Genomic DNA, 20,689 nt, shown 5'->3' with positions numbered 1-20,689 from the left:
CGGTGCTTGCCATCGGTACGGCGACGGCCCTCGCGCTCGGCGCGGGAGCGGGCACCGCAGCGGCGGCTGATCCGCCCCCGACGTCGAGTTCGGGCAATCAGACAGCGGACAATATGGGGTGGAGCACCGAGGTCGTCGGCGGAAATGTTCTCAACCCCGGCGACACGGTCACCTATCGCTCGAAGATCTGGGAGAACTCGAAGGCCGGCGGCTTTCTGAATCTCGGTCGCTACATCACGGCGATCCGGCACGTCGCGCCCGCGGACTTCACTTACGTCAGCTCCACAGTGAGCAAGTCGGCGACCGTGACCAACGAGGGTGCCTCCGGCGTCAAGGCGGTCTGTACCGCGGGCGGTTGCGAGAGCGCCCCGTTGAATGCCGCTACCGGGTTCAAGATCATCGGCAGCACCGTTTTGACGTTCGACGTCACGTACAAGGTGCCGGCGCATCCCACGGCCGGAGACTTCAACAGCGCCTTCGTCTTCGACGTTGCGACCTTCGGTTCCCAGCAGGGCTCCAACGCTTCGGGCGCCAAGGTTCGGGTCTCGCACGACCACGCTGAAACGACGACAACCTTGACGGTGCCCGCCACTGTCGGCAAGGGCAGCGAGGTGCCGCTCACGGCAACCGTGGCACCGGTCGGCGCCACGGGCACGGTGCAGTTCTTCGATGGTGCAACTCCGCTCGGTGACCCGGTGACGGTCAGTGGTGGCACCGCCACGCTGCCCCACACCTTCAACGAGATGGGCACGTACTCCATCTCCGCCAAGTACACCGCTACCGGTGCCTTCCACGACTCCGAAGCGCCGGCACAGGAGATCGAGGTCGGCCCCGTCCAGACGGCCACCACCGTGACCGTCCCTGCTACGGCCGAGGCGGGTTCGACGGTGCCGCTGCAGGCTGCCGTCACCCCTGCAGACGCGCAGGGCACTGTGCAGTTCGCAGTCAACGGCACCGACGTCGGTAGCCCGGTCCAGGTCAGCGGCGGCGCGGCCACGCTGAACCACCGCTTCGACGATCCCGGCAACTTCGCGGTCACCGCCAACTTCGTCGGTGGTTTCGGTGTCGCGGACTCGGCTGCGACGGCGCAGCAGATCGCCGTCTCCTACGGCGCCTGGCAGACCACCACGGTGGTCGTCGAGCCGGTGAACGCGGAGGCCGGTAGCCCCACCAACCTGATGGCCACCGTCCGCCCGATCCCGACCGGCGGCACCGTCACCTTCTCCGTCGACGGCACCGAGGTCGGCACCGTCGATCTGGGCACCGCCGATGGTGTCGCGGCCCTCGAGCACACCTTCGACACCGCCGGTACCTATCAGGTGGTCGCCGACTTCGCCGGCACCGAGGGCTTCACGGCCTCGACGTCCGCGCCGTTCACCGCCACGGTCGCTCCGACCGCGCCCGTCCTCACCGCCGTGAACGCGGATCTGAAGGTTCAGGGTCTGTCGGTGGCGGGCCAGACGGTCACGCTCACCGTGGATGTAGATCCCGCTGACGCGCAGGGCACCGTCCAGTTCTACAAGGGCACGGAGGCCATCGGCGCTCCCGTGGCCGTCGTCGACGGCAAGGCGTCCGTCACCACCACGCTCGACTTCGAGGGCACGCAGCTGCTCACCGCGAAGTTCGTCGGTGGAGAGGGCTTCCGGGACACCGTGTCGAACCCGGTGGTGCTGAACGTGTCTGCGGCGCCGGTGGCTCCGGAGCCGGGCGCAGGCAGCCTCGGCTCGCTGTTGGAAGGCCCGCTGGCCGGGCTGCTCGCCGGATCGATCGGGGGCTGACGAGATGAGTGCAGGAGGATCGATGAGTTCCAAGCTGTACCGCTTCATCGCACCGGTTGCGGTCGGCGCGACCGTCGTGGCGGGCGCGGGTGTCCTGGGTGTTGCGACCGCCTCCGCGGAGACGACGACGACACCGTTCAACAACGCGTGTCAGGCGACGCCGTCGTCGAGTCTGGCCGGTGGGCCGCAGACTCAGGTACAGGCGGCGTCGGTGACGGTCGACGCGCCGGCAACCGTGGCACCGGGTGAGGAGTTCGTGGTGACGATCTCGCCGCCGCCGATCTCGGTGCCCAACGATCTGGGGTCCGGCGCGAGCCTGTCGAACATCTCGCGGCTCAAGATCGACGTGGCGATGCCGGAGAACGCGCAGTTCGTCGGCGCGGAGGTGGTCGCCGGGACGTCAGCGGGCATCACGGGTGTCGCGCCGAATGTCCTCGTCGTCAACGAGAGTGGCAATCCGGATGCGAACGGCTCGATCATCCGGTTGTCCGGAAACAACCAGACGATCGGCAACGGCCCCGGTTCGTCGAAGAGTTCCGAGGGCGGTATCAAGGCAAACGCGTCGGGCAGCACTACGACGTTCCAGTTGCCGCAGGTCAAGGCGACTCTCAAGGCGGGTGCGGCCGGCGAGATCTCGATGAAACTGCGCACCGCGGGAAGCGCCGGCACCTTCGGCAACGACGCGAACTTCCTGACGTTCCTGCCGAAGGCCAGCGCGCCGGTTGTCGGCACCGTCTGGGCTCCCACCCAGTGCTCGCCGCGGGACACCGCCACCGGCCCGCTGAACGCGGGCGCCGGCCCTCTGGCCACGATCCAGATCCTGCGGCAGGCGGTCGAGACCGTCACCTACCTGGACGGTCCGAGCGCGGTGACCAACGGTGGCGAGTTCACGCTCAACACCACGGTTGTCCCCACCCCGGACAGTGGTCAGGTGCAGTTCACCCGCGACGGTGAGGATGTCGGCGCGCCGGTCGATCTGGTGAACGGCAAGGCGTCGCTGACGCAGTCGATCGACACCGACGGCGACTACGCGTACGAGGCGAAGTTCCTCGGGGCGGAGTTCTTCAACACGTCGTCGGGGTCGAAGACGGTGACGGTGACGTCGCAGGACATCCAGACCACCACGTCGGTCACCGGACCGGATCACGATGCCTATCGTGACCAGCCGGTCAACCTCACCGCGAAGGTCGAGCCGGGTGTCTCGGGCGGCACGGTGAGCTTCGAGGTCGACGGGACCGCGGTCGGTACCGCCGAGGTGATGGACGACGGTGCCGCGGTGCTGCCGCACACCTTCACCACCAACGGCACGCACCGCGTGGTCGCCCGGTACTCGGGTGCCGAGGGGATTTCCCCGTCGGTGTCGCTGCAGTACCCGGTGAGCGTCACGGAGGCCCCGGCGGCCGATGTGGCCACCACGATCACCGTCGACCCGGTCGCCTCGACCGCGAAGGGCTCGCCGGTGACCCTCACCGCGCGCCTCGATCCGGCCGATGCCCGCGGCACGGTGCAGTTCAAGCTCGGTGACGTGCTGCTGGGTGGACCCGTGTCGGTGGACGCGAACGGCGTCGCGACGTTGACGACGTTCTTCCAGAATCCGGGCGACTTCGTCGTCACCGCTCAGTTCACCGCCGATGCCGGGTTCATCGACTCGGCAGCGAGCCCGGTGAACGTCACGGTGACCGGTGATCCGGACACGATTCCGAATCCGGATGGGGGCGGAAGCCTCGCCGGCCTTTCGGGACTGTTCGGTAGCTTGGGCGGCTGATTCCAGTCGTCGGATGGGCCCTCTCGCGAAATGCGAGGGGGCCCATCGTTCTCGGGACCCAAGGGGACGAACAGAAGAAGCCCACCACCGCGCTCGCCTCCGGTAACGTGCGTTTACCGATCGTGCACCGTACCGACATGTGGCCCTGTAAGGATCTACCTGTCGCGTCACCCGCAGGGCGTTGTCACGGGAGGGGACGTCACGACACGTGGCCATGGGGAAGTGGCCACTCGAAGCGAGTGAGTGGGGTGCCGGGTTGATGCGTGTGAAGAAGTCGCTGGCGGTGTTCGGAGCCTGCGTTGCAACGGTTGTCGGATCGGTGGTGTCGGTGGGGGCCGGTGTCGCGCAGGCGGCGCCGGCCTGTCCGAACCTACAGGTCGTGGCCATCCCGGGGACCTGGGAGACCACCACGGATCCGGGTGAGCGCCGCGGTCCGGGATTGCTGGCCACGGTCACCAACCCACTTCCGTCGTCGGTCGGTGTCGACTATGTGACGTACGCGGCGACGGCGTTCCCGTGGGAGACCGAGGTTTACGGCGCGTCCAAGCGGCAGGCCGTCGACAACGCCCGGGGAATCATCGCTGACGTCGCCGGGCGCTGCGGCAATACGAGTTTCGCCCTGGTCGGGTACAGCCAGGGCGCGGATGCGGCCGGCGATCTGGCGGCCGAGATCGGTACCGGTCTGGGGGTCGTTCCGCCGCACCGGATCGCCGCGGTGGGATTGGTGTCCGATCCGCGCCGCTCCGAGGGGGACGCCATCGTCGGTCCGGCAGTGATCGGAAACGGCGCCGGCGGGCCGCGGGTCGGCGGATTCGGGTTGGTCAATCCGCAGACGCGTACCTTCTGTGCCGCAGGTGATCTCTACTGCTCCACGCCGAAGGACGACTTCGTGACCCGCCTGGCCGGGTTCATGGCCCAGAACTCGTCACCGCTGGCACCGCTCACGGGTCGGTATGCGCAGGAGGCCCTGGTCATCGTGCAGGACCTGATCGCCGCGGGAGGCATGCCGACACTCGAGTCGCAGTCGTCCGACGGTGCCAATCAGGACAGGGCCGAGAAACTCCGCATGTTCTACCAGTCGCAGGTGCATCAGGATTACAGCGGCTACGTCGTCGACCGCAACGGTGCGACGGCCACGTCGTGGCTCGCGAACTGGTTGCGCTCCAAGGCCTGACGATCGTGGTGGCCGCGACTCACCGAAGAGTCGCGGCCATCGTCGTCAGCACGGTTCGGAAGGCGTTTCAGCAATACGTCCTCTCGGCGGTCGACACGTAGATCTCCGCGACCCGGTCTGCGGGCATCGGCAGGAACTGCGCGTATGCCTGTCCGACCGAATCGAATTCGGCGAGCACGCCGGCCCGCGAGTCCCCGCGCGCGAGTGCGTCGCACGTGCCCTGCGCGTACAGCACCTCGGCGGCATCCATTCCCGTGGGAGGGATGCCCGCACCCCGCAGCGCGGCGAGGTAGCGCTGCCCGCGTTCGCCGGAGTCGGCGACGATCTGATCCGGCGAGCGGGCGTCGATCGCGCCCGCCGCGGGTGCCGGTGCACGCGAGGCCGGTGGCGGCACGGTGGTCACCGGTGGGGCTGGCGCAACTGTCGTGGTGGGCGCCGGGGGAGTGGACGACTCGGCGGCCGGGGCGGGAATCGGGGAGGAGATCGGTGTCGACGGCGATGTCGCCGACGTGGTCGTGGAGGCCTGCACCGAGGTGGCGGCCGCGTCGTGCCCTGTGTGCTCGGATTCCGAATCCTGCCCGCCGCACGCGCTGAGGAGCAGTGCTCCAGCGGCCGCGATTACGACGGTAACTGCACGTGTGCTCGTCATGGGAAGACAGTGTGGCACGTTGAACTACTGACTGGTAGACCCCAAAACACCGAAGGCCGAAAAGTCGCGAGTTTCGCATTTGGCGTCGCGGCCCTGTGATATAAACCACTCCAGCTGTTACTTCGCGTAACAGTCGAAGGTGTGTTGATCCTGCGATGAATGTACTGGTAGGCGTCATTTGCGGGTCGCCCTCGTGGTGCCGTGGGAAGCCTGTAGCTCCACGGCGCAGATCTGTTCAGCGTAGTTCGCGGCGAGCAATCGCTCGCCGCTGTTGGTTCCTCCCTGTGGCCACAAACGTGGCTGTGCTCATCGAAAGCTTGATAACTGAGGAGAACGCGTGAAGAACGATTCGAGTGTTTCGCGGCGTCGTGGCGCAGTCCGCGCCGTGGCAGTGGTGGGTGCAGTCGGCGCCTCCATGGCAATGCTTGCGCCATTGGCCACCGCAGCGCCCACGCCCGTCCCGGTGCCGGGCGGCGCAGTGTGCGATCCGGTGCTCACCGAGGCCTGCCTGTCCGTCGTGGTCCGAAGCGGCGCCTTCGTCAACAACGGCTTCAACCTGCCGATCGCCGACGGCGACATGATCATCGCCGGCAACCTCGGTGAGGTGGATTTCGTTCCGCGTGACGACGGCAGCAACGGCGTCTACAGCAAGCCGCTCACCGTCCCCGGCGGCGTGCTCGGGTTCGATCTCCCGTTCGACAACCTGTTCGGTCTGGCCGGGGTCACCTCCACCGTCGAGGCCGTGGACATACCGGTCTTCAACGGCATCATCACCGATTTCGACATGACCCTGCCGGTGAGGCTGAAGATCGACAATCCGTTCCTCGGCGACAACTGCTACATCGGAACCGAGGACAACCCCGTCGTATTCGAATTGGACAACACGAACACGTTGGACGATCTGGCTGAAACCGACACCACCACGCCGTACCCCGCAGGCACCGCTGCGCTCGACAACGTCAAGAACGCGGCAACCAACTTTGCGCTCCCGGGTGCCACGGGCTGCGGCCCGTTCGGGATTCTCAACCCGATCGTCAACTGGCGAGCCAAGGTTCCGGCCGAGTCCGGCACCTCGCTCGAGACAGTGTCGACGGGATTCTTGTTCCCGGCGAACGCCGGTGGCACCGATCCGCTCGATGATTCGGGCGACGGTGCGGGCTCGAGCGGTTCCAGCGGTAGCTGATTCGTCCGCGATCCGGGCGTCCTGCCGGTCCGTCGGGGGATCGGCAGGACACCCGTCGCATCACTTCAGGCCGTGGAAGCGGGCCATCATCTTCTCGGTGAAGGCACGCGGCGCGAGTCGGCGCACGGTGAACACCAGTGGTGCCTTGTTCCCGACCGCGTACAGCGGCCTCGGCTTGTCCGCCTCGATGGCCTTCACCACCAGCTCGGCCACGGTCGCGGCCTCGATGCCCCGGCCCTCGTTGCGCGCCATGGCGTTCGAGACCGTCTCGTAGTCGCGCACGTAGGGGGATCCGTCGGCGATGTACCGGGTGCGGCGGTCGCCAATGCCGGTGGCAATGGTGCCGGGTTCGACGGTGGTGAGCCACACACCGAACGGGCTCAGCTCGCGTCGGGCCGCGGATGCGAAGCCTTTCAGCGCGCACTTCGCGGCGACATACGACGACCGGAACGCCAGCGGGAAACTCGCGAGCATCGAGCCCACCATCACCACGCGGCCGTAGCCGCGCTCGCGCATCCCGGGCAGCAGCAGTTGAGTCAGCTGGATCGCACCGAGCACGTTCACCTGGAACAGTCGATCGATGGCGTCGAGGGGCAACTCCTCGAGCGGCCCCATCTGGCTCTCGCCGGCATTGTTGACGAGGATATCCACGTCGCCGACGGTCCGCGCACACGCCTCGATACTCGCCCGGTCCGTGAGATCCAGCGCCACGTAGTCCACACCAGGGACCCGTGAACTCGTCTGCAGCGCATCCGGATTACGGGTGGTGCCGTAGACCCGACAGCCGCGGGCGACCAGCGCGCGCGTCACCTCGAGACCGATACCCGACGACGCTCCCGTCACGAGCGCGGTGCGGCTCATCCGAGACTCCGGCCGAGCGCGCGTCCGGCGGCACGTCCGGAGAAGATGCAGCCGCCGAGGAACGTACCCTCGAGCGCGTTGTAGCCGTGCACGCCGCCGCCACCGAACCCGGCGACCTCACCCGCGGCATACAGGCCGTCGAACACACTGCCGTCGGGCCGGATCACCTGCGCATCGAGGTTGGTCTCGAGCCCGCCCAGGGTCTTGCGGGTGAGCAGGTTCAGCCGGACGGCGATGAGGGGGCCGTGCGCCGGATCGAGCAGGCGGTGTGGCTTCGCGACGCGGATCGCCTTGTCGGGCAGATAGGTTCGTGCGTTGCGGATCGCCATCACCTGCATGTCCTTCGAGAAGGTGTTCTCCATCTCGTTGTCGCGGGCCACGATCTCGCGCTCCACCTGCGCGTAGTCGAGCTTGGCGTCGGGGGTGAGGGCATTCATGCCGTCGACGAGGTCGCGCAGGTTGTCGCGGACCACGAAGTCCACGCCGTGCTGCTTGAACGCCTCCACCGGTCCGGGCGCACCCTTCTTCACGCGGCCGAGCAGGAGTTTCATGTCCTTGCCGGTGAGGTCGGGGTTCTGCTCGGATCCGGAGAGTGCGAACTCCTTCTCGATGATCGACTGGGTGAGGACGAACCACGTGTGGTCGTATCCGGTGCCGAGGATGTGCTTCAGGGTCGCGAGGGTGTCGAAGCCCGGGAACAGCGGCACCGGTAGGCGCCTGCCGGTGGCGTCGAGCCACAGCGACGACGGACCGGGAATGATTCGAATGGCGTGATTGGGCCAGATCGGATCCCAGTTGACGATGCCCTCGGTGTAGTGCCACATGCGATCCCGGTTGACGATGTTGCCACCCGCGTTCTCGGTGATCTCGAGCATTCGTCCGTCCACGTGCGCCGGGACGCCGGTGATCATGTGTTCGGGTACGCGGCCGAGTCGGTCGACGGGCCAGTTCTTCTTCACAAGGTCGGGATTGCCGCCGATGCCGCCGGACGTCACGATCACCGCCTGGGCCCGGATCTCGAAGTCGCCCACAGGCGTCCGTGACGACTTCACGCCACGCGGCTCGGACGACGGCTCCAGCACCGTCCCGCGCACGCCCACCGCGGCGCCGTTCTCGACGATCAGATCGTCCACCTGGTGCCGGTAGCGAAAGGTGACCTGGCCGCGGCTCGCGGCGTCGAGCACGGGTTCGCGGAACACCCGGACCACCTCGGGGCCGGTGCCCCACGTGATGTGGAAGCGTGGCACGGAGTTTCCGTGACCGGTGGCGAGTCCGCCGCCGCGCTCGGCCCACCCGACGTTCGGCATCACGCGCAGGCCGAGATCGTGCAGGTAGGCACGCTTCTCGCCGGCCGCGAAGTCGACGTACGCCTCGGCCCACTGGCGAGGCCAGTGGTCCTCGCGGTCGCGGTCGAATCCGGCGCTGCCCAGCCAGTCCTGCAGGGCCAACTCGCGGGAGTCCTTGATGCCCATGCGACGCTGCTCGGGGCTGTCGACCATGAACAGGCCACCGAGCGACCAGAAGGCCTGTCCGCCCAGGTTTTCCACATTCTCCTGGTCGACGACCACGACCTTGCGGCCGGCCTTGACCAATTCGTGGGTCGCGACCAGACCTGCCAGTCCCGCTCCGACAACGATGACGTCGGCTTCCGTTGCCACGGCCTATCTCCTGTCCGTTAGGTACTGCTGCTGTAACTGCTCACGACGGTGACGAACAGGCGCGCACGCGCCTGCCGGACCGCCTCGTTCTCGGGTTCCATCAGCACCTGCACGGAGGTGCCGTCGTGGATCGCGACGAGTGCCCGGCCCATTGCCTCGCGGTCGGCGATGCGTCGTCCGGCCGCGGTGAGGGCGTCCTCGACGATCGGCAGGATCGTGTGGAGGATGGCGTCCTCACGGGCCGCCATGACGCGCTTGAGGGCGGGGTTGCGCAGCGCGTGCGCGGTGAACTCGGCGGTGATCCGGTACCAGGCGTCGTCGACGGGGATCGCCGCCAGCACGCGCTCCACCGCCGACTCGAGCGTCAGGGTGGACGGCCGATCGGCGAGGGCGGCGCGGATGCCGTCGAGCATGACCGTGGACCGCTGCTCCCACATCGCGAGGAACAACTCGTCGAGCGACGTGAAGTTCGAGTAGAAGGCGCCGCGGGTGAACCCGGCCCGCTCGCACACCTGCTCCACGGTGGAGCGTCCGAAGCCCTCGTCCGAGAACACGTCGCCGGCGGCGTCGAGCAGGCGCTGCCGCGTCTCAGCACGACGCTTCGTGACGCGCTTGGGGTGTGGCGTGTCGGCCGTCTGCACTGGTCATCCCCGCTTTCCGGGTCGAGTTCCCGTTCGATACAAAACTGTATCCGATGGGAGGGCGGCGTAGCGTCGAAATCGTGCAGGTCTGGTACGTCAGCTATGGATCGAACATGTCGCGGGCCCGTCTCGACTGCTACCTGCGGGGTGGTTGTCCCGCCGGGAGAGGCTGGCAGCATGCGGGTGCGCGAGATCCGAATCCTCCACTGGACCGGGCTGCGATCCGATTGCCGGGCACCGTCTACTTCGCGGGCGAGTCGATCGTGTGGGGCGGCGGGCGCGCGTTCTACGACCCCGACCTGGCCGGTGACACTGCCGCGTGCGCGTATCTCGTGACCACCGAACAGTTCGACGACATCCGTGGGCAGGAACCGTCGTGCTACGACCAAGGATCCTGGAGCTGGGGGAGCGCGGAGGGGTGCCCCTGCGCACGTTCACGAGTGCGCTCGGGCACGGCGACGTCGTCCGGGTACCGCCGTCGGAGGCCTACCTCGAGACGATGGCGACCGGTCTTGGTGAAGTGTTCGGCTGGAATTCCGAACGGGCGCAGGCGTATCTGCGGGGTTTATAGCGCTGACCACGGTACCGTCGGGAAGCCGTGCACTGTGGCGGCGCTCACAGAAGAGGATTTCGATGTCGAATCTGCATGTCGTAGCGACCATCCCGGCCAAGTCCGGATCCGAGAACACGGTCCAGGCCGCCCTCACCGCGCTGGCGGAGGAGAGCCGCAAGGAGGACGGCTGCGTGTCGTACGACCTCTACGAGTCCACGTCGGCGCCCGGAACGTTCGTCGTCGTCGAGGTGTGGAAGGACCAGCACGCGCTCGACACGCACATGAAGTCGCCGCACATGCGTGAGGCCGCCGGTGCGTTCGGCGCCCACCTCGCCGCGGCCCCGGGCATCCACCCGCTGCGCCCCGTCGCCTGACCCTCCGCGCCTTCCCCCGTCCCGCGTTTTGCGCACTTGTCGCGGAATTCCGGTCCGCGAATCAGCGATAAGTGCGCAAAACGCGTTTCACGTGGAACCAGTGGAACCAGCAGGACTAGTGGATCCGGATGTCACCCCGTGCACGTCCCGCCACGCGCTGTCGCTGAGGAGCGTGGCGGCGACGAGCACCATCCACCCGCTCATCGACAGCAGTTCGACGCGCTGCGCGAAGCCCAGCCAGCTGTGGCTGCCGGACGGGTCGTCGACGCCGACGAGCATCCACAGCGTGCCGATCAGGAACAGCACGACGACGGTGAGCCCGGACCACCACATCGCCCGCGGCGCGCGATAGACGAAGACCGCGATGATGAACGCGACCGCCGAGACCACCGCGGCCGTCACGGACACCGTGCTCGTCAGCGCATGCCACTGATGGGTCAGTGGCACCTGCTCGGCCTCGCAGGCCGGCTTGGAACAGCGCAGCGGCAGCCGGGAATCGGCGATGGTCCCGACCGCGAAGACGCCCAGCGCGAGCCAGCCGACCGTCGTCAGGAACCGTCGTGGCGTGATCGTCAGGCCCAGCAGGGCGGCGACGGTCAGCACGATGCCGGTCAGCAGATCACCGCTCCGGTAGAGGATCCCGTAGCGCTGGTCGGTCGCCGCGAGTTGGCTCGCGAACCCCTCGAACGGCCCCTCGCCCGAGTTGATGAAGAACGCGAGCACCCACGACGAGTACAGCACCGCACCCGCGATCAGCAGGGCCGCGATCGTGTACCGCCGCACTGTCAGGGACACCGCTGCCTCAGCTTCGGGGCTTGGCGAACGGGAACGCGAGGGACTCCCGGATGCTGCCGCCGGTGATGAGCATGACGATGCGATCGACGCCCATGCCGAGGCCGCCGGTGGGCGGCATGGCGTGTTCGAGGGCCTGCAGGAAGTCCTCGTCGAGTTCCATCGCCTCGGCGTCGCCGCCGGCCGCGAGCAGTGACTGCTCGGTGAGACGCTGACGCTGGTCGATCGGATCGGTGAGTTCGCTGTAGGCGGTGCCGAGTTCGACGCCCCACGCGACGAGATCCCACTTCGCGGCCACGCCCGGAATGGTGGGGTGCGGACGGGTCAACGGCGACATCGACGTCGGGAAATTGGTGTAGAACGTGGGGAATTCGGTCTGCCCCTCCACCAGGTGCTCGTACATCTCCTGCGCGACGGCGCCCGCGTCCCAGCTCTTCTGGTATTCGATCTCGTTCTCGTCGCACAGCTTCTGCAGCACCTCGAGCGGTGTCTCCGGTGTGACGTCGACGCCCAGTTTCTCGGCGACGGCGCCGTGCATCGTCTTGACCGGCCATTCGCCGGAGATGTCGATGGCGATCGGTTCACCGTCGGGTCCGGGTCGCATGATCGTCTGGCTGCCGTGCGCGGCGACGGCCGCGGCCTGGATCAGTTCGCGGCACAGCACCATCATGCGTTCGTAGTCGCTGTGCGCCTCGTACGCCTCGAGGATCGTGAACTCGGGGTTGTGCTTGAAGTCGACGCCCTCGTTGCGGAACACGCGCCCGATCTCGAACACCTTCTCCATGCCCGCGACGCACAGGCGTTTGAGGAACAGTTCCGGCGCGATGCGGAGGTACAGGTCCAGGTCGTATGCGTTGATATGGGTGACGAACGGGGCGGCGTTGGCGCCGCCGTGGATGCGCTGCAGGATCGGCGTCTCCACCTCGAGGTAGTCCCGTCCGGACAGCGTGTCGCGCAACGACTTCACGATCGCGGTGCGGGCGGTCAGCAGTCGGCGGGACTCGGGGTTGATCGCGAGGTCCACGTAGCGCTGCCGTACGCGGGTCTCGGCGTCCGTCAGGCCCTTCCACTTGTCGGGCAGCGGGTGCAGGCACTTGCCGTTCATCCGCCACTCCGTTGCCAGCAGGGACAGTTCGCCCTTGCGGCTGCGGCCGATGGTGCCGCTCACCTCCATGAGGTCGCCCAGATCGAAGTCGGTGGAGAACTCGTCGAGACGGTCGCCGACGGTGCTGCGCTCGATGAGCACCTGGATGTCGCCGGACCAGTCCCGCAGCACCGCGAATGCGACCCCACCGTACGTGCGGATCCGCAACAGGCGTCCCGCGATTCGCACGCGTGTGCCTTCGGGGGAGGAGGTCGCCGCAGCGACCGTGTGGGTCGGGGGATACGCGACGGGGTAGGGGTCGATGCCCTCGTCGGTGAGGCGCGTGAGCTTGTCCATACGCACCCGAACCTGTTCGGGCCGACGCGGTCCCGTCTCCGGCGCAGCCAGTGCGGACTCACCGGGCGCGGTGCCGATCTGGGGGACGACGTCCGGTGCGCTGCCGTCGGCGTGTAGGACACCGGAGACCGCGAGCGCTTCCGGTACCGCGGTGCGCGTGCCCGTGTGGGTGGGCGCCTTCGCCCGATGACCGAACGTGGGCAGCGTCAGGAAGCCCTCGGCGACGGCCGATGCGATGCCGACTCGCGGCAGTTGCCGGTTGTCGTCGAAACACAGGTAGCGCGGCGCCCATTCCGGTTGATATTTCACGTTGGAGCGGTACAGCGCCTCGAGCTGCCACCAGCGGGAGAAGAACAGCAGCAGCGAACGCCACACCCGCAGGATCGGGCCGGCGCCGATGCGGGCGCCCTCCTCGAACGTCGACCGGAACACCGCGAAGTTCAGCGACACCCGGACGACGCCGAACTCGTCGGCGCGGGTGGCGAGGTCGGTGACCATCAGTTCGACGACGCCGTTGGGGGCGTGCGGGTTCCGCCGCATCAGGTCGAGCGACGCTCCGTTGGGACCCCACGGCACCAGCGACAGCATGCCCATCACGTCGCCGCCCTCGGCAGTGTCGTTCCCTCCCGTTCCTTCCCCCCCGATCGCCTCGACCAGCAAGCAGTCGCCGTCGAGCGGATCGCCGAGTCGTCCGAGCGCCATGGAGAATCCGCGTTCGGTCTCGGTGTCGCGCCACGCGTCTGCACGCGAGATGACCTCGGCCATCTCCGCGGGCGGAATGTCGCGGTGGCGTCGGATGCGGACGGTGATGCCCTGCTTGCGGACGCGGTGCACGGCCTGCCGCACTTGCCGCATCTCGCGGCCGTTCAGGGTGAATTCGCGGGTCTCGAGGATGGCCTCGTCTCCCAGTTGCAGCACCGACAGACCGGCCCGCTTGTAGGCGGTGGCCCCGGCCTCGCTCGCCCCCATCACCGCGGGGGCCCAGCCGTACTGGGAGCACAGCTCGAGCCACGCATCGATCGCGTGCGGCCACGCCTCCGGGTTGCCGATCGGATCGCTACTGGCCAGGCACACGCCGATCTCGACGCGGTACGTGACCGCAGCCTTGCCGCTGGGCGCGAACACGACGGCCTTGTCGCGGCGGGTCGCGAAGTAGCCGAGGGAATCGTCGGCCCCGAAGGTGTCGAGCAGGCCGCGCAGCGCGGACTCGTCGTCGCCGGTCAACGCGTTCGACGCCCGCTGCGAGCGGAACAGCGTGATCACCGCGGCCAGCAGTGCGAGTGCACCGAACAGGCCGAGCAGCGTGTTGACGAACACGTGCGGGTGACCGTCGAACTGCTCGTTCTCGACCACGACGAGCGCGGTGACGCGGTTGAGCGCCCAGAGGAAGCGCTGACCCGACGGCAGCGTGCCGGGGAACAGTTCCACCAGCCCCCAGCCCAGCAGGGTGCCCGCCACGAGGCCGGACACCAGGACGCCCAACGCCTTCCACGCGGCGCCGCGGCGGACCCGCGTGTAGAACTCCTTGCGAGCCGCGATCAGGAGGCCGACGACGGCCAACTGCACGACGCACGCGACCGCGGCGCTGACGTTCTTGTCCGCCACCGCCGTCACGGCGTTCAATACCGCGAACAGCGTCAGGTAGGTCGTCAGCAGCCACCACGCGATCCGCTTGCGACTGGCGAGCGCGGCCGCGACGAGACCGACGACGACGGCCCACGACAGGCTCGTGTCGGGGGCGTCGAAGTAATAGTCGTCGACGTAGAGGCGCGGCGTGTGCACGAGGTACCGCAACGCGGGCGACAGGCTCCACAGGAACACCAGGACGGAGAAGACGCCCAGGATCAGGCCCGCGATGTGCGGAACCTCCGACAGCCGTCCGCGTTTCGGCGTGACGCGGGCAGTGCGGTGTTCCCGCTTCTCCTCCGCGTCCGCAGGGGTACCGGTACTCGTGGCCATCGACATCCTTCCAGTGGCTGTCCCGTATCTGAGTCCAGTGTGAGGCGTCGAAGGGCCGTTTGGGGTGAAGGAGGAAGATGGAGGCATGTCTGACGCCGCCCACGAGGTCCCGATCCGTGACGAATCCATCCGCTTGGGTCAGTTCCTCAAGCTCGCCAATCTCATCGAGTCCGGTGCCGAGGCGAAGGTCGTCGTCGCCGACGGCCTCGTCAGCGTCAACGGCGAGGTCGAGATCCGTCGCGGTCGGCAGTTGCGCGACGGCGACGTCGTCGCGATCGGGGGAATGTCGGCGAAGGTGAGCGCGCCTACGTCCTAGGCATCCCTCCCAGGTATCCCTCGGCCAACCCCCGCGGCACCCATCCGCGGGCCTGTCGGCGTCGAATCCTCACACGTAGCCGGGACGAAGCGAGGACGACATGACGGTGCGTGCAGATACGACGACGCGGCGACGCCTGCCCGAACGCGCATTGTCGGGGGTGCTCGCGGCCGCAGTCGTGCTCGGGGTGGGCGAATTGGTGTCGGTGGCGATCGCCCCCGCGTCGTCGCCGTTCTTCGCGGTCGGGTCCACCACCGTGGACCGCAGTCCGGCGTGGGCGCGGGAGTTCGCGATCACCACATTCGGCACCAACGACAAGCCCGCCTTGTTCCTCGGCATGACCGTCCTGATCGTGCTGCTGGCGGCGGTGGCCGGCATCGTCGAGCAACCACGTCGGCCGTACGGCAGTGCGATCCTGGCGGTGCTCGGCGCGGTCGGGGTCTACGCGGCCACGCATCGTCCCGGCGCCACGCTGCTCTACGCGGCGCCGACGGTCGTCGGGGTGGCCGCCGGGATCGTCACGCTCCGCCTGCTCACCGCGCGCGCCCGGGTGCCCGCGGAATCCGGGCCCGACGCCTCGGGCATGCCGCGCCGACAGTTCCTGGTGCTGGCTGCGACGGCGGCTGCGGTCGCGGCCGCGGCGGGGGCAGCGGGGCGCTACCTTGCCGACACGATCGCGGGGGCGGTCCGTAACCGCAACGGGCTCGCTCTGCCCCAGGTGCCCGTCGCCGGGCGGGCGCCGGGGATCGGGGCCGGCACCGACGTCGCGGTCCCCGGGGCGACCCCGTTCGTCACGCGCAACGGCGACTTCTACCGGATCGACACCGCGCTGCAGGTGCCGATGCTCACCACCGACGAGTGGAGTCTGCGCATTCACGGCATGGTGGATCGCGAGATCACCCTGAGCTGGAGCGACCTGATCGCACGCACGCCGATCGAACGGACGATCACGCTCACGTGTGTGTCCAACGAGGTCGGCGGCAATCTCGCCGGCAACGCCACCTGGATCGGGTACCGGATCAAGGACCTGCTCGACGAGGTGGGCGTCTCGCCGGACGCCGACATGCTGCTGTCCACCAGTTCCGACGGCTTCACCGTCGGCACCCCCGTCGAGATCCTCCGCGACGGCCGCGACGCGATCCTCGCGGTCGCGATGAACGGTGAACCGCTGCCGTTCGAGCACGGCTACCCGGTGCGACAGGTGGTGCCCGGGTTGTACGGGTTCGTCTCGGCGACAAAGTGGGTGGTCGACTGGGAGCTCACCCGCTTCGACCGAGCCGAGGCGTACTGGACCCGGCGAGGTTGGTCCGAGAAGGCGCCGATCAAGACCGCGTCCCGCATCGACGTACCAGCCGCGTTCGGGAAGATCCCGGCCGGTCCCACGATCGTCGCCGGGACGGCGTGGGCGCAGCGTCGGGGCATCGCGAAGGTCGAGGTGCGCGTCGACAACGGCGAGTGGCGGACAGCGACGCTCGCGCCGGAGTACTCGATCGACACGTGGCGGCAGTGGACGTGGCAGTGGGATGCGCCCACCGGCGTGCACAGCCTGCAGGTGCGGGCCACCGATCTGGGCGGCAACACCCAGACCGAGGAGCGGGCCGCGCCGATCCCGAACGGCGCCGACGGGTGGCACTCGCGAAGCTTCACCGTGACGTAGCGGGGATGGTCACCGGGCCCGACGGCGCTGATGCGAGACCGCGAGCCGTCCCGCGGCCCGCAGCACCTGGGGCGCCCGGCGCGCAGTACGCAGAATCATTCGATCGATCATCTTCAGGCTCAGTGGTTTTCGAGAGACGGTGCGTTCGTCGTCGGTTTCGGTGAGGGCGTACAACTGCCACCGTCCGGGGACGCCTCGGAGGTCGTACTCGCCGCGCTCGGTGAAGGCGAGTCCGGAGCCGACGACGAGGTCGCGCACCGTCCGGGACACCAGGACCTCGCCGGGTCCGGCTGTCGCCCCGATGCGCGCGCCGACGTGCACGGTCATCCCGGTCAGTTCGGGCCCCGTGCCCTCGATCTCGCCGGTGTGCACCCCCGCGCGCACGCCGAGACCCAGAACTGCGGCCTGGCTGCACACCGTGCGGGCGCACCGGACGGCGGCGGCCGGACCCTCGAACACGCTCAGGGTGCCGTCGCCGGCGACGTTGACCAATTGGCCGTCCGCCCGCTCGACCTCGTTGCGGACCTGTCGTTCGTGCGCCGCACGCAGATCGCGGTAGGGTCCGTCGCCGATGCGGGCGAGTGTCTCCGTCGACCCGACGACGTCGGTGAAAAGGACTGTCGCCAGGTACCGTTCGGCGTCGATGGGGTGACGGACCCCGGTAGCGACCTCCTGGACGTGGTCGAGCACCGGGATCCAGCCCTCACCCATCGAGGTTCCGGGTGGCAGTGGGGGCAACACGTGCAGGGTGCCGTGTGGAATCGCGGCCGCGATCTTCCGCGACGCGGCCTCTGGGACCGCGCTACGCGCGGAATGCAGTACACGCGTAGGGCATTGGATGGACATCAGTGCGTCGAAGTAGTCGATCCGGAACAGCCATTCGAGGTGCGCGCGGGCGGTGGCGGGGGTGGCCGAACAGCGCTCGAGCAGCGCCATCAGCCGCCGGTTGAACGGGGAGTCCTGGGTGGGATCCCACATCGCGATGACCTGCCCGGAACCCCAGTCGTCGTACACGGCCCGCCAGCCGTCGACGAAGCGTGTCCGTGCCGCCGGCGTCCATCCGTGCGGCAGATGCACCCCTTCGCGGAGGGCACCCTCGACGAACGGTTGCTGGAACACCAGTCCGGTGACCCGGTCGGGGTCGCGGGCCGCGATCAGCGCCAGGGCGCCGCAGGTACTGCCGATGCCGACCAGCGTGGCGTGGGGCATCCCCACCGCGTCCATGATCGCGAGCACGTCGTCGGCCTGCTGTTCGAGCGTGGGGACGTGATCGACCGGATCGGACAGGCCGAAGCCGCGGCGCTGGAAATACACCATCCGGCAGAACCGTGCGGCCCGTTCGAAGACGTAGTGGATGTGCGTATCGGTCCACATGAGGTCGGGGTGCAGGCCGATCTCGAGAAACAGAACCACGTCGGTGCTGTTCTCGCCACTCTCGCCCACGACCTGATATGCCAGCGCGTGCCCGTCACGCTCGACGTACCTCGTTGTCGGCGGGTACATAACTCCAGCGTAGCCACCCGGGACGGGTGCGAGACCTAGTCTTGCTCGGGCAGCGCCGTCACGGGCCCGGACTCCCCGAGCACCGTGGCGAGACGCTCCCGGGCGTGGCCCAGATGCTCGGACAGGACGGCCACCGCGCTGTCGCCGTCGCCGTCCGCGAGGGCGTCGAGGATCTGCTGGTGCTCGGCGACGATGCTCGACGTGGTGAGCAGGTGCTTGCCCTGCACCTGGACCATGCACAGCCGCACCTCGGAGACGAGGGTCCGGAAGATCCGGCTGGTGCGGGGGCTGCCGACGGCGTCGACGAGCGAGGTGTGGAAACGCATGTCCGGTTCGACCACCGACAGCGGTGCGCCGTCGGTGAGCGCGGCGATCTCGGCGTTCGCGGTCACCGCGTCGGCGGGCACGATTCGGGTGGGAGCAAGTTCGCGCAGCACCTGTGATTCGAGACCGGCCCGGGTTCGGTAGATGTCGCGCACGTCGTCGGGGCCGAGGTGCAGGACCCGTGCGGTCTTGTGGGCGCCGCGCTGCAACAGTCCCTCGCCGACGAGTTTCTCGATCGCGGCCTTCGCGGTGGGGCGGGCCACCTCGTAGGTACGGGCGATCTCGGCCTCGGTGAGCGCGTCGGCGTGCGTCAGGTCGCCCGCGAACACGCGTTGCCGCAGTTCGGCGGCGAGCGCGTCGACGATCGACAAGGCCGCAACTCTGCCCACCGGGTCCTCCGCTCGCTCGATTCGGGTCGATCTTCCCATGGGTTGTCATGCATGGGCGTGTGCCTGTTCCACTTCCTTGACTCACATGAGTACTTGTCTGACAATCGAGAGATACTGCTGCTCTCGGATGGACGGTTCTCCATGACCCTCGACGTCGTTTCCCCCGCTGCTGCCGACCTGACCGAACGCCTCGGCGCCGCGGTCGTCACCGACTTGGACCGGATGCTCGCCTACCGGCGCGACCAGTCCCTGCTCACGCCCGACGGCGAACCCCTCGCGGTCGTGCGGGCACGCCGCACCGAGGATGTCGTCGCGACGCTGCAGATCGCGCACCGGCACGGCATTCCGGTGGTCACCCGCGGTGCGGGCACCGGGTTGGCGGGCGGCGCGAACGCGATGGACGGGTGCATCGTGCTGAGCCTCGAGCGGATGAACGAGATCCTGCGGATCGACGAGGCCGCGCGCACCGCGACTGTCCAGCCCGGCGTCATCAACGGTGACCTCGCCGCGGCTGTCGCCGAACGCGGACTCTGGTACGTCCCCGATCCGGGCAGTCGGGACATCTCGTCGATCGGCGGCAACCTCGCCACCAACGCCGGCGGCACGTGCTGCGCCAAGTACGGTGTCACCGCCGACCATGTCGCGCGGATCAAGGCAGTCCTCCCGGACGGGCGCATCATCCACACCGGCGCCGAGACCCGCAAGAACGTCGCGGGCCTCAACCTGACGCAGGTGCTCGTCGGATCCGAGGGCACTCTCGCGGTGATCGTCGAGGCGACCGTCCGGTTGCGGGCCCAGCCGTCGGCGGCGTCCACCGTGGTCGCGAGCTTCCCCGAGACCGCGCAGGCGATCGACGCGGTGCTCGCGATCCGGCAGGTGGCCGATCCGTGCCTGCTCGAGCTGATGGACCGCACCACCATTTCCGCCGTCAACGACATGACGAAGATGGGCCTCGACGACGCGGCGGGCGCCCTACTGCTGGTGCAGTGCGACGGCGGCGACGCTGCCGCCGAGGCCGCCCGCTGCGCCGCCGCCTGCACCGGGGCCGGTGCCACCGAGGTCTACGACACCGCCGATCCGGTCGAGGGTGAGGAGTTCATGCAGGCCCGCCGCGTCGCGCTCACCGCACTCGAGCGCCGGGGCAGCACCCTGCTCGACGACCTGGCCGTCCCGGTTCCGCACCTGCCGCGCATGCTCGCCGCGATCGAGGAGACCGCGGCCCGACACCGCGTGCTCATCGGCACGTTCGGGCACGCCGCCGACGGAAACCTGCACCCCACCATCGTGTTCGACGCGTCCGACGCCGACATGACCGCGCGGGCGCGCGCCGCGTTCGACGACCTCGTCGCGGCCTGTCTGGAACTCGGTGGATCGATCACCGGCGAGCACGGCGTGGGTGTGCTCAAGACGCCGTACATGGAGTCGATGGTCGGTGCGACCGAGCGGGAACTCATGGCTGGGATCAAGTCGGTCTTCGACCCCACCGGCATCCTCAACCCGGGGCGAGGGTTCTGAGTCTGCGCTACTTCGTCCAGTTGTCGCTCGACACCGTCTCGGTGCCGGTCGCGTTGGTGATCCTGATGTCGCCGCTGGACAGCCACGTCAGAGTCGAATCCACAGGAACCACTGTCCGATAGCGTTTTTCGTCCGAATTGCCGTAAACGACCAGGTG

At 68.4% G+C, this 20,689-nt stretch carries 17 protein-coding genes; 9 read left to right on the top strand and 8 right to left on the bottom strand.

What is annotated here, in order from left to right; genetic code table 11:
• Positions 1 to 2: 2 nt before the first annotated feature.
• The 3 genes from C8K36_RS16570 to C8K36_RS16560 all read left to right on the top strand — a co-directional run bounded on the left by C8K36_RS16570 (position 3) and on the right by C8K36_RS16560 (position 4,717).
• Positions 3 to 1,778, top strand: a complete 1,776-nt coding sequence (locus tag C8K36_RS16570) for an Ig-like domain-containing protein (protein WP_258195457.1) — start codon at positions 3 to 5, stop codon at positions 1,776 to 1,778.
• A 22-nt stretch (positions 1,779 to 1,800) separates the two neighbouring features.
• Entirely contained in the window at positions 1,801 to 3,543 is a 1,743-nt protein-coding gene (locus C8K36_RS16565; protein WP_107985618.1) for an Ig-like domain-containing protein, read from the top strand.
• Positions 3,544 to 3,802: 259 nt separating this feature from the next.
• Positions 3,803 to 4,717: a cutinase family protein gene (locus C8K36_RS16560; RefSeq protein WP_107985617.1), complete on the top strand. Its 915-nt coding sequence runs from the start codon at positions 3,803 to 3,805 to the stop codon at positions 4,715 to 4,717.
• 67 nt (positions 4,718 to 4,784) lie between these two features.
• On the opposite strand, the gene C8K36_RS16555 is transcribed toward C8K36_RS16560, so the two are convergent.
• Complete coding sequence (locus tag C8K36_RS16555; protein WP_107985616.1) at positions 4,785 to 5,366, bottom strand: DUF732 domain-containing protein; 582 nt, start codon at positions 5,364 to 5,366, stop codon at positions 4,785 to 4,787.
• A gap of 337 nt (positions 5,367 to 5,703) precedes the next feature.
• Between C8K36_RS16555 and C8K36_RS16550 the strand changes: the two genes are divergently transcribed.
• Positions 5,704 to 6,549: a hypothetical protein gene (locus C8K36_RS16550; protein WP_107985615.1), complete on the top strand. Its 846-nt coding sequence runs from the start codon at positions 5,704 to 5,706 to the stop codon at positions 6,547 to 6,549.
• 60 nt (positions 6,550 to 6,609) lie between these two features.
• Here C8K36_RS16550 and C8K36_RS16545 read toward each other — a convergent pair whose 3' ends face one another.
• From C8K36_RS16545 to C8K36_RS16535, 3 genes are read right to left on the bottom strand one after another with little or no spacing between them, the layout of a single operon-like run.
• Complete coding sequence (locus tag C8K36_RS16545) at positions 6,610 to 7,410, bottom strand: SDR family oxidoreductase (RefSeq protein WP_107985614.1); 801 nt, start codon at positions 7,408 to 7,410, stop codon at positions 6,610 to 6,612.
• The gene (locus C8K36_RS16540) at positions 7,407 to 9,068 is read right to left on the bottom strand and encodes an FAD-binding dehydrogenase (protein ID WP_107985613.1); all 1,662 of its coding nucleotides are present in this window, start codon (positions 9,066 to 9,068) and stop codon (positions 7,407 to 7,409) included. Before C8K36_RS16540 ends, C8K36_RS16545 begins: the two co-directional genes overlap by 4 nt.
• Before the next feature lie 17 nt (positions 9,069 to 9,085).
• Entirely contained in the window at positions 9,086 to 9,709 is a 624-nt protein-coding gene (locus C8K36_RS16535; RefSeq protein WP_107985612.1) for a TetR/AcrR family transcriptional regulator, read from the bottom strand.
• Between the two features lie 418 nt (positions 9,710 to 10,127).
• Between C8K36_RS16535 and C8K36_RS25220 the strand changes: the two genes are divergently transcribed.
• Entirely contained in the window at positions 10,128 to 10,280 is a 153-nt protein-coding gene (locus tag C8K36_RS25220) for a hypothetical protein (protein ID WP_258195456.1), read from the top strand.
• A gap of 62 nt (positions 10,281 to 10,342) precedes the next feature.
• A complete protein-coding gene (locus tag C8K36_RS16525) occupies positions 10,343 to 10,636 on the top strand; it encodes a putative quinol monooxygenase (RefSeq protein WP_107985611.1) in 294 nt (97 codons plus the stop codon).
• Between the two features lie 87 nt (positions 10,637 to 10,723).
• Here C8K36_RS16525 and C8K36_RS16520 read toward each other — a convergent pair whose 3' ends face one another.
• Together C8K36_RS16520 and lysX are read right to left on the bottom strand one after the other, a co-directional pair.
• Positions 10,724 to 11,431, bottom strand: a complete 708-nt coding sequence (locus tag C8K36_RS16520; protein ID WP_181319605.1) for a DUF998 domain-containing protein — start codon at positions 11,429 to 11,431, stop codon at positions 10,724 to 10,726.
• A gap of 7 nt (positions 11,432 to 11,438) precedes the next feature.
• Positions 11,439 to 14,828: a bifunctional lysylphosphatidylglycerol synthetase/lysine--tRNA ligase LysX gene (gene lysX / locus C8K36_RS16515; protein WP_420910901.1), complete on the bottom strand. Its 3,390-nt coding sequence runs from the start codon at positions 14,826 to 14,828 to the stop codon at positions 11,439 to 11,441.
• Between the two features lie 85 nt (positions 14,829 to 14,913).
• Between lysX and C8K36_RS16510 the strand changes: the two genes are divergently transcribed.
• Positions 14,914 to 15,144 carry an RNA-binding S4 domain-containing protein gene (locus C8K36_RS16510; RefSeq protein WP_107985608.1) on the top strand — a complete coding sequence of 77 codons (231 nt, stop codon included), beginning with the start codon at positions 14,914 to 14,916 and terminating at the stop codon, positions 15,142 to 15,144.
• 100 nt (positions 15,145 to 15,244) lie between these two features.
• On the top strand, positions 15,245 to 16,801 hold the full coding sequence (locus C8K36_RS16505; RefSeq protein ID WP_181319604.1) for a molybdopterin-dependent oxidoreductase: 1,557 nt from the start codon (positions 15,245 to 15,247) through the stop codon (positions 16,799 to 16,801).
• Between the two features lie 9 nt (positions 16,802 to 16,810).
• On the opposite strand, the gene C8K36_RS16500 is transcribed toward C8K36_RS16505, so the two are convergent.
• Both C8K36_RS16500 and C8K36_RS16495 read right to left on the bottom strand, forming a co-directional pair.
• The gene (locus C8K36_RS16500; RefSeq protein WP_107985607.1) at positions 16,811 to 18,304 is read right to left on the bottom strand and encodes an adenylate/guanylate cyclase domain-containing protein; all 1,494 of its coding nucleotides are present in this window, start codon (positions 18,302 to 18,304) and stop codon (positions 16,811 to 16,813) included.
• 35 nt (positions 18,305 to 18,339) lie between these two features.
• Complete coding sequence (locus tag C8K36_RS16495) at positions 18,340 to 19,056, bottom strand: GntR family transcriptional regulator (protein WP_181319603.1); 717 nt, start codon at positions 19,054 to 19,056, stop codon at positions 18,340 to 18,342.
• A gap of 102 nt (positions 19,057 to 19,158) precedes the next feature.
• Between C8K36_RS16495 and C8K36_RS16490 the strand changes: the two genes are divergently transcribed.
• The gene (locus C8K36_RS16490; protein ID WP_107985605.1) at positions 19,159 to 20,532 is read left to right on the top strand and encodes an FAD-binding oxidoreductase; all 1,374 of its coding nucleotides are present in this window, start codon (positions 19,159 to 19,161) and stop codon (positions 20,530 to 20,532) included.
• Positions 20,533 to 20,689 lie beyond the last annotated feature (157 nt).

This window comes from Rhodococcus sp. OK519 (assembly GCF_003051005.1).
Taxonomy (GTDB): domain Bacteria; phylum Actinomycetota; class Actinomycetes; order Mycobacteriales; family Mycobacteriaceae; genus Prescottella.
Note: the sequence above shows the minus strand (reverse complement) of the source record. Positions and strands in the feature narration are given on the sequence as shown.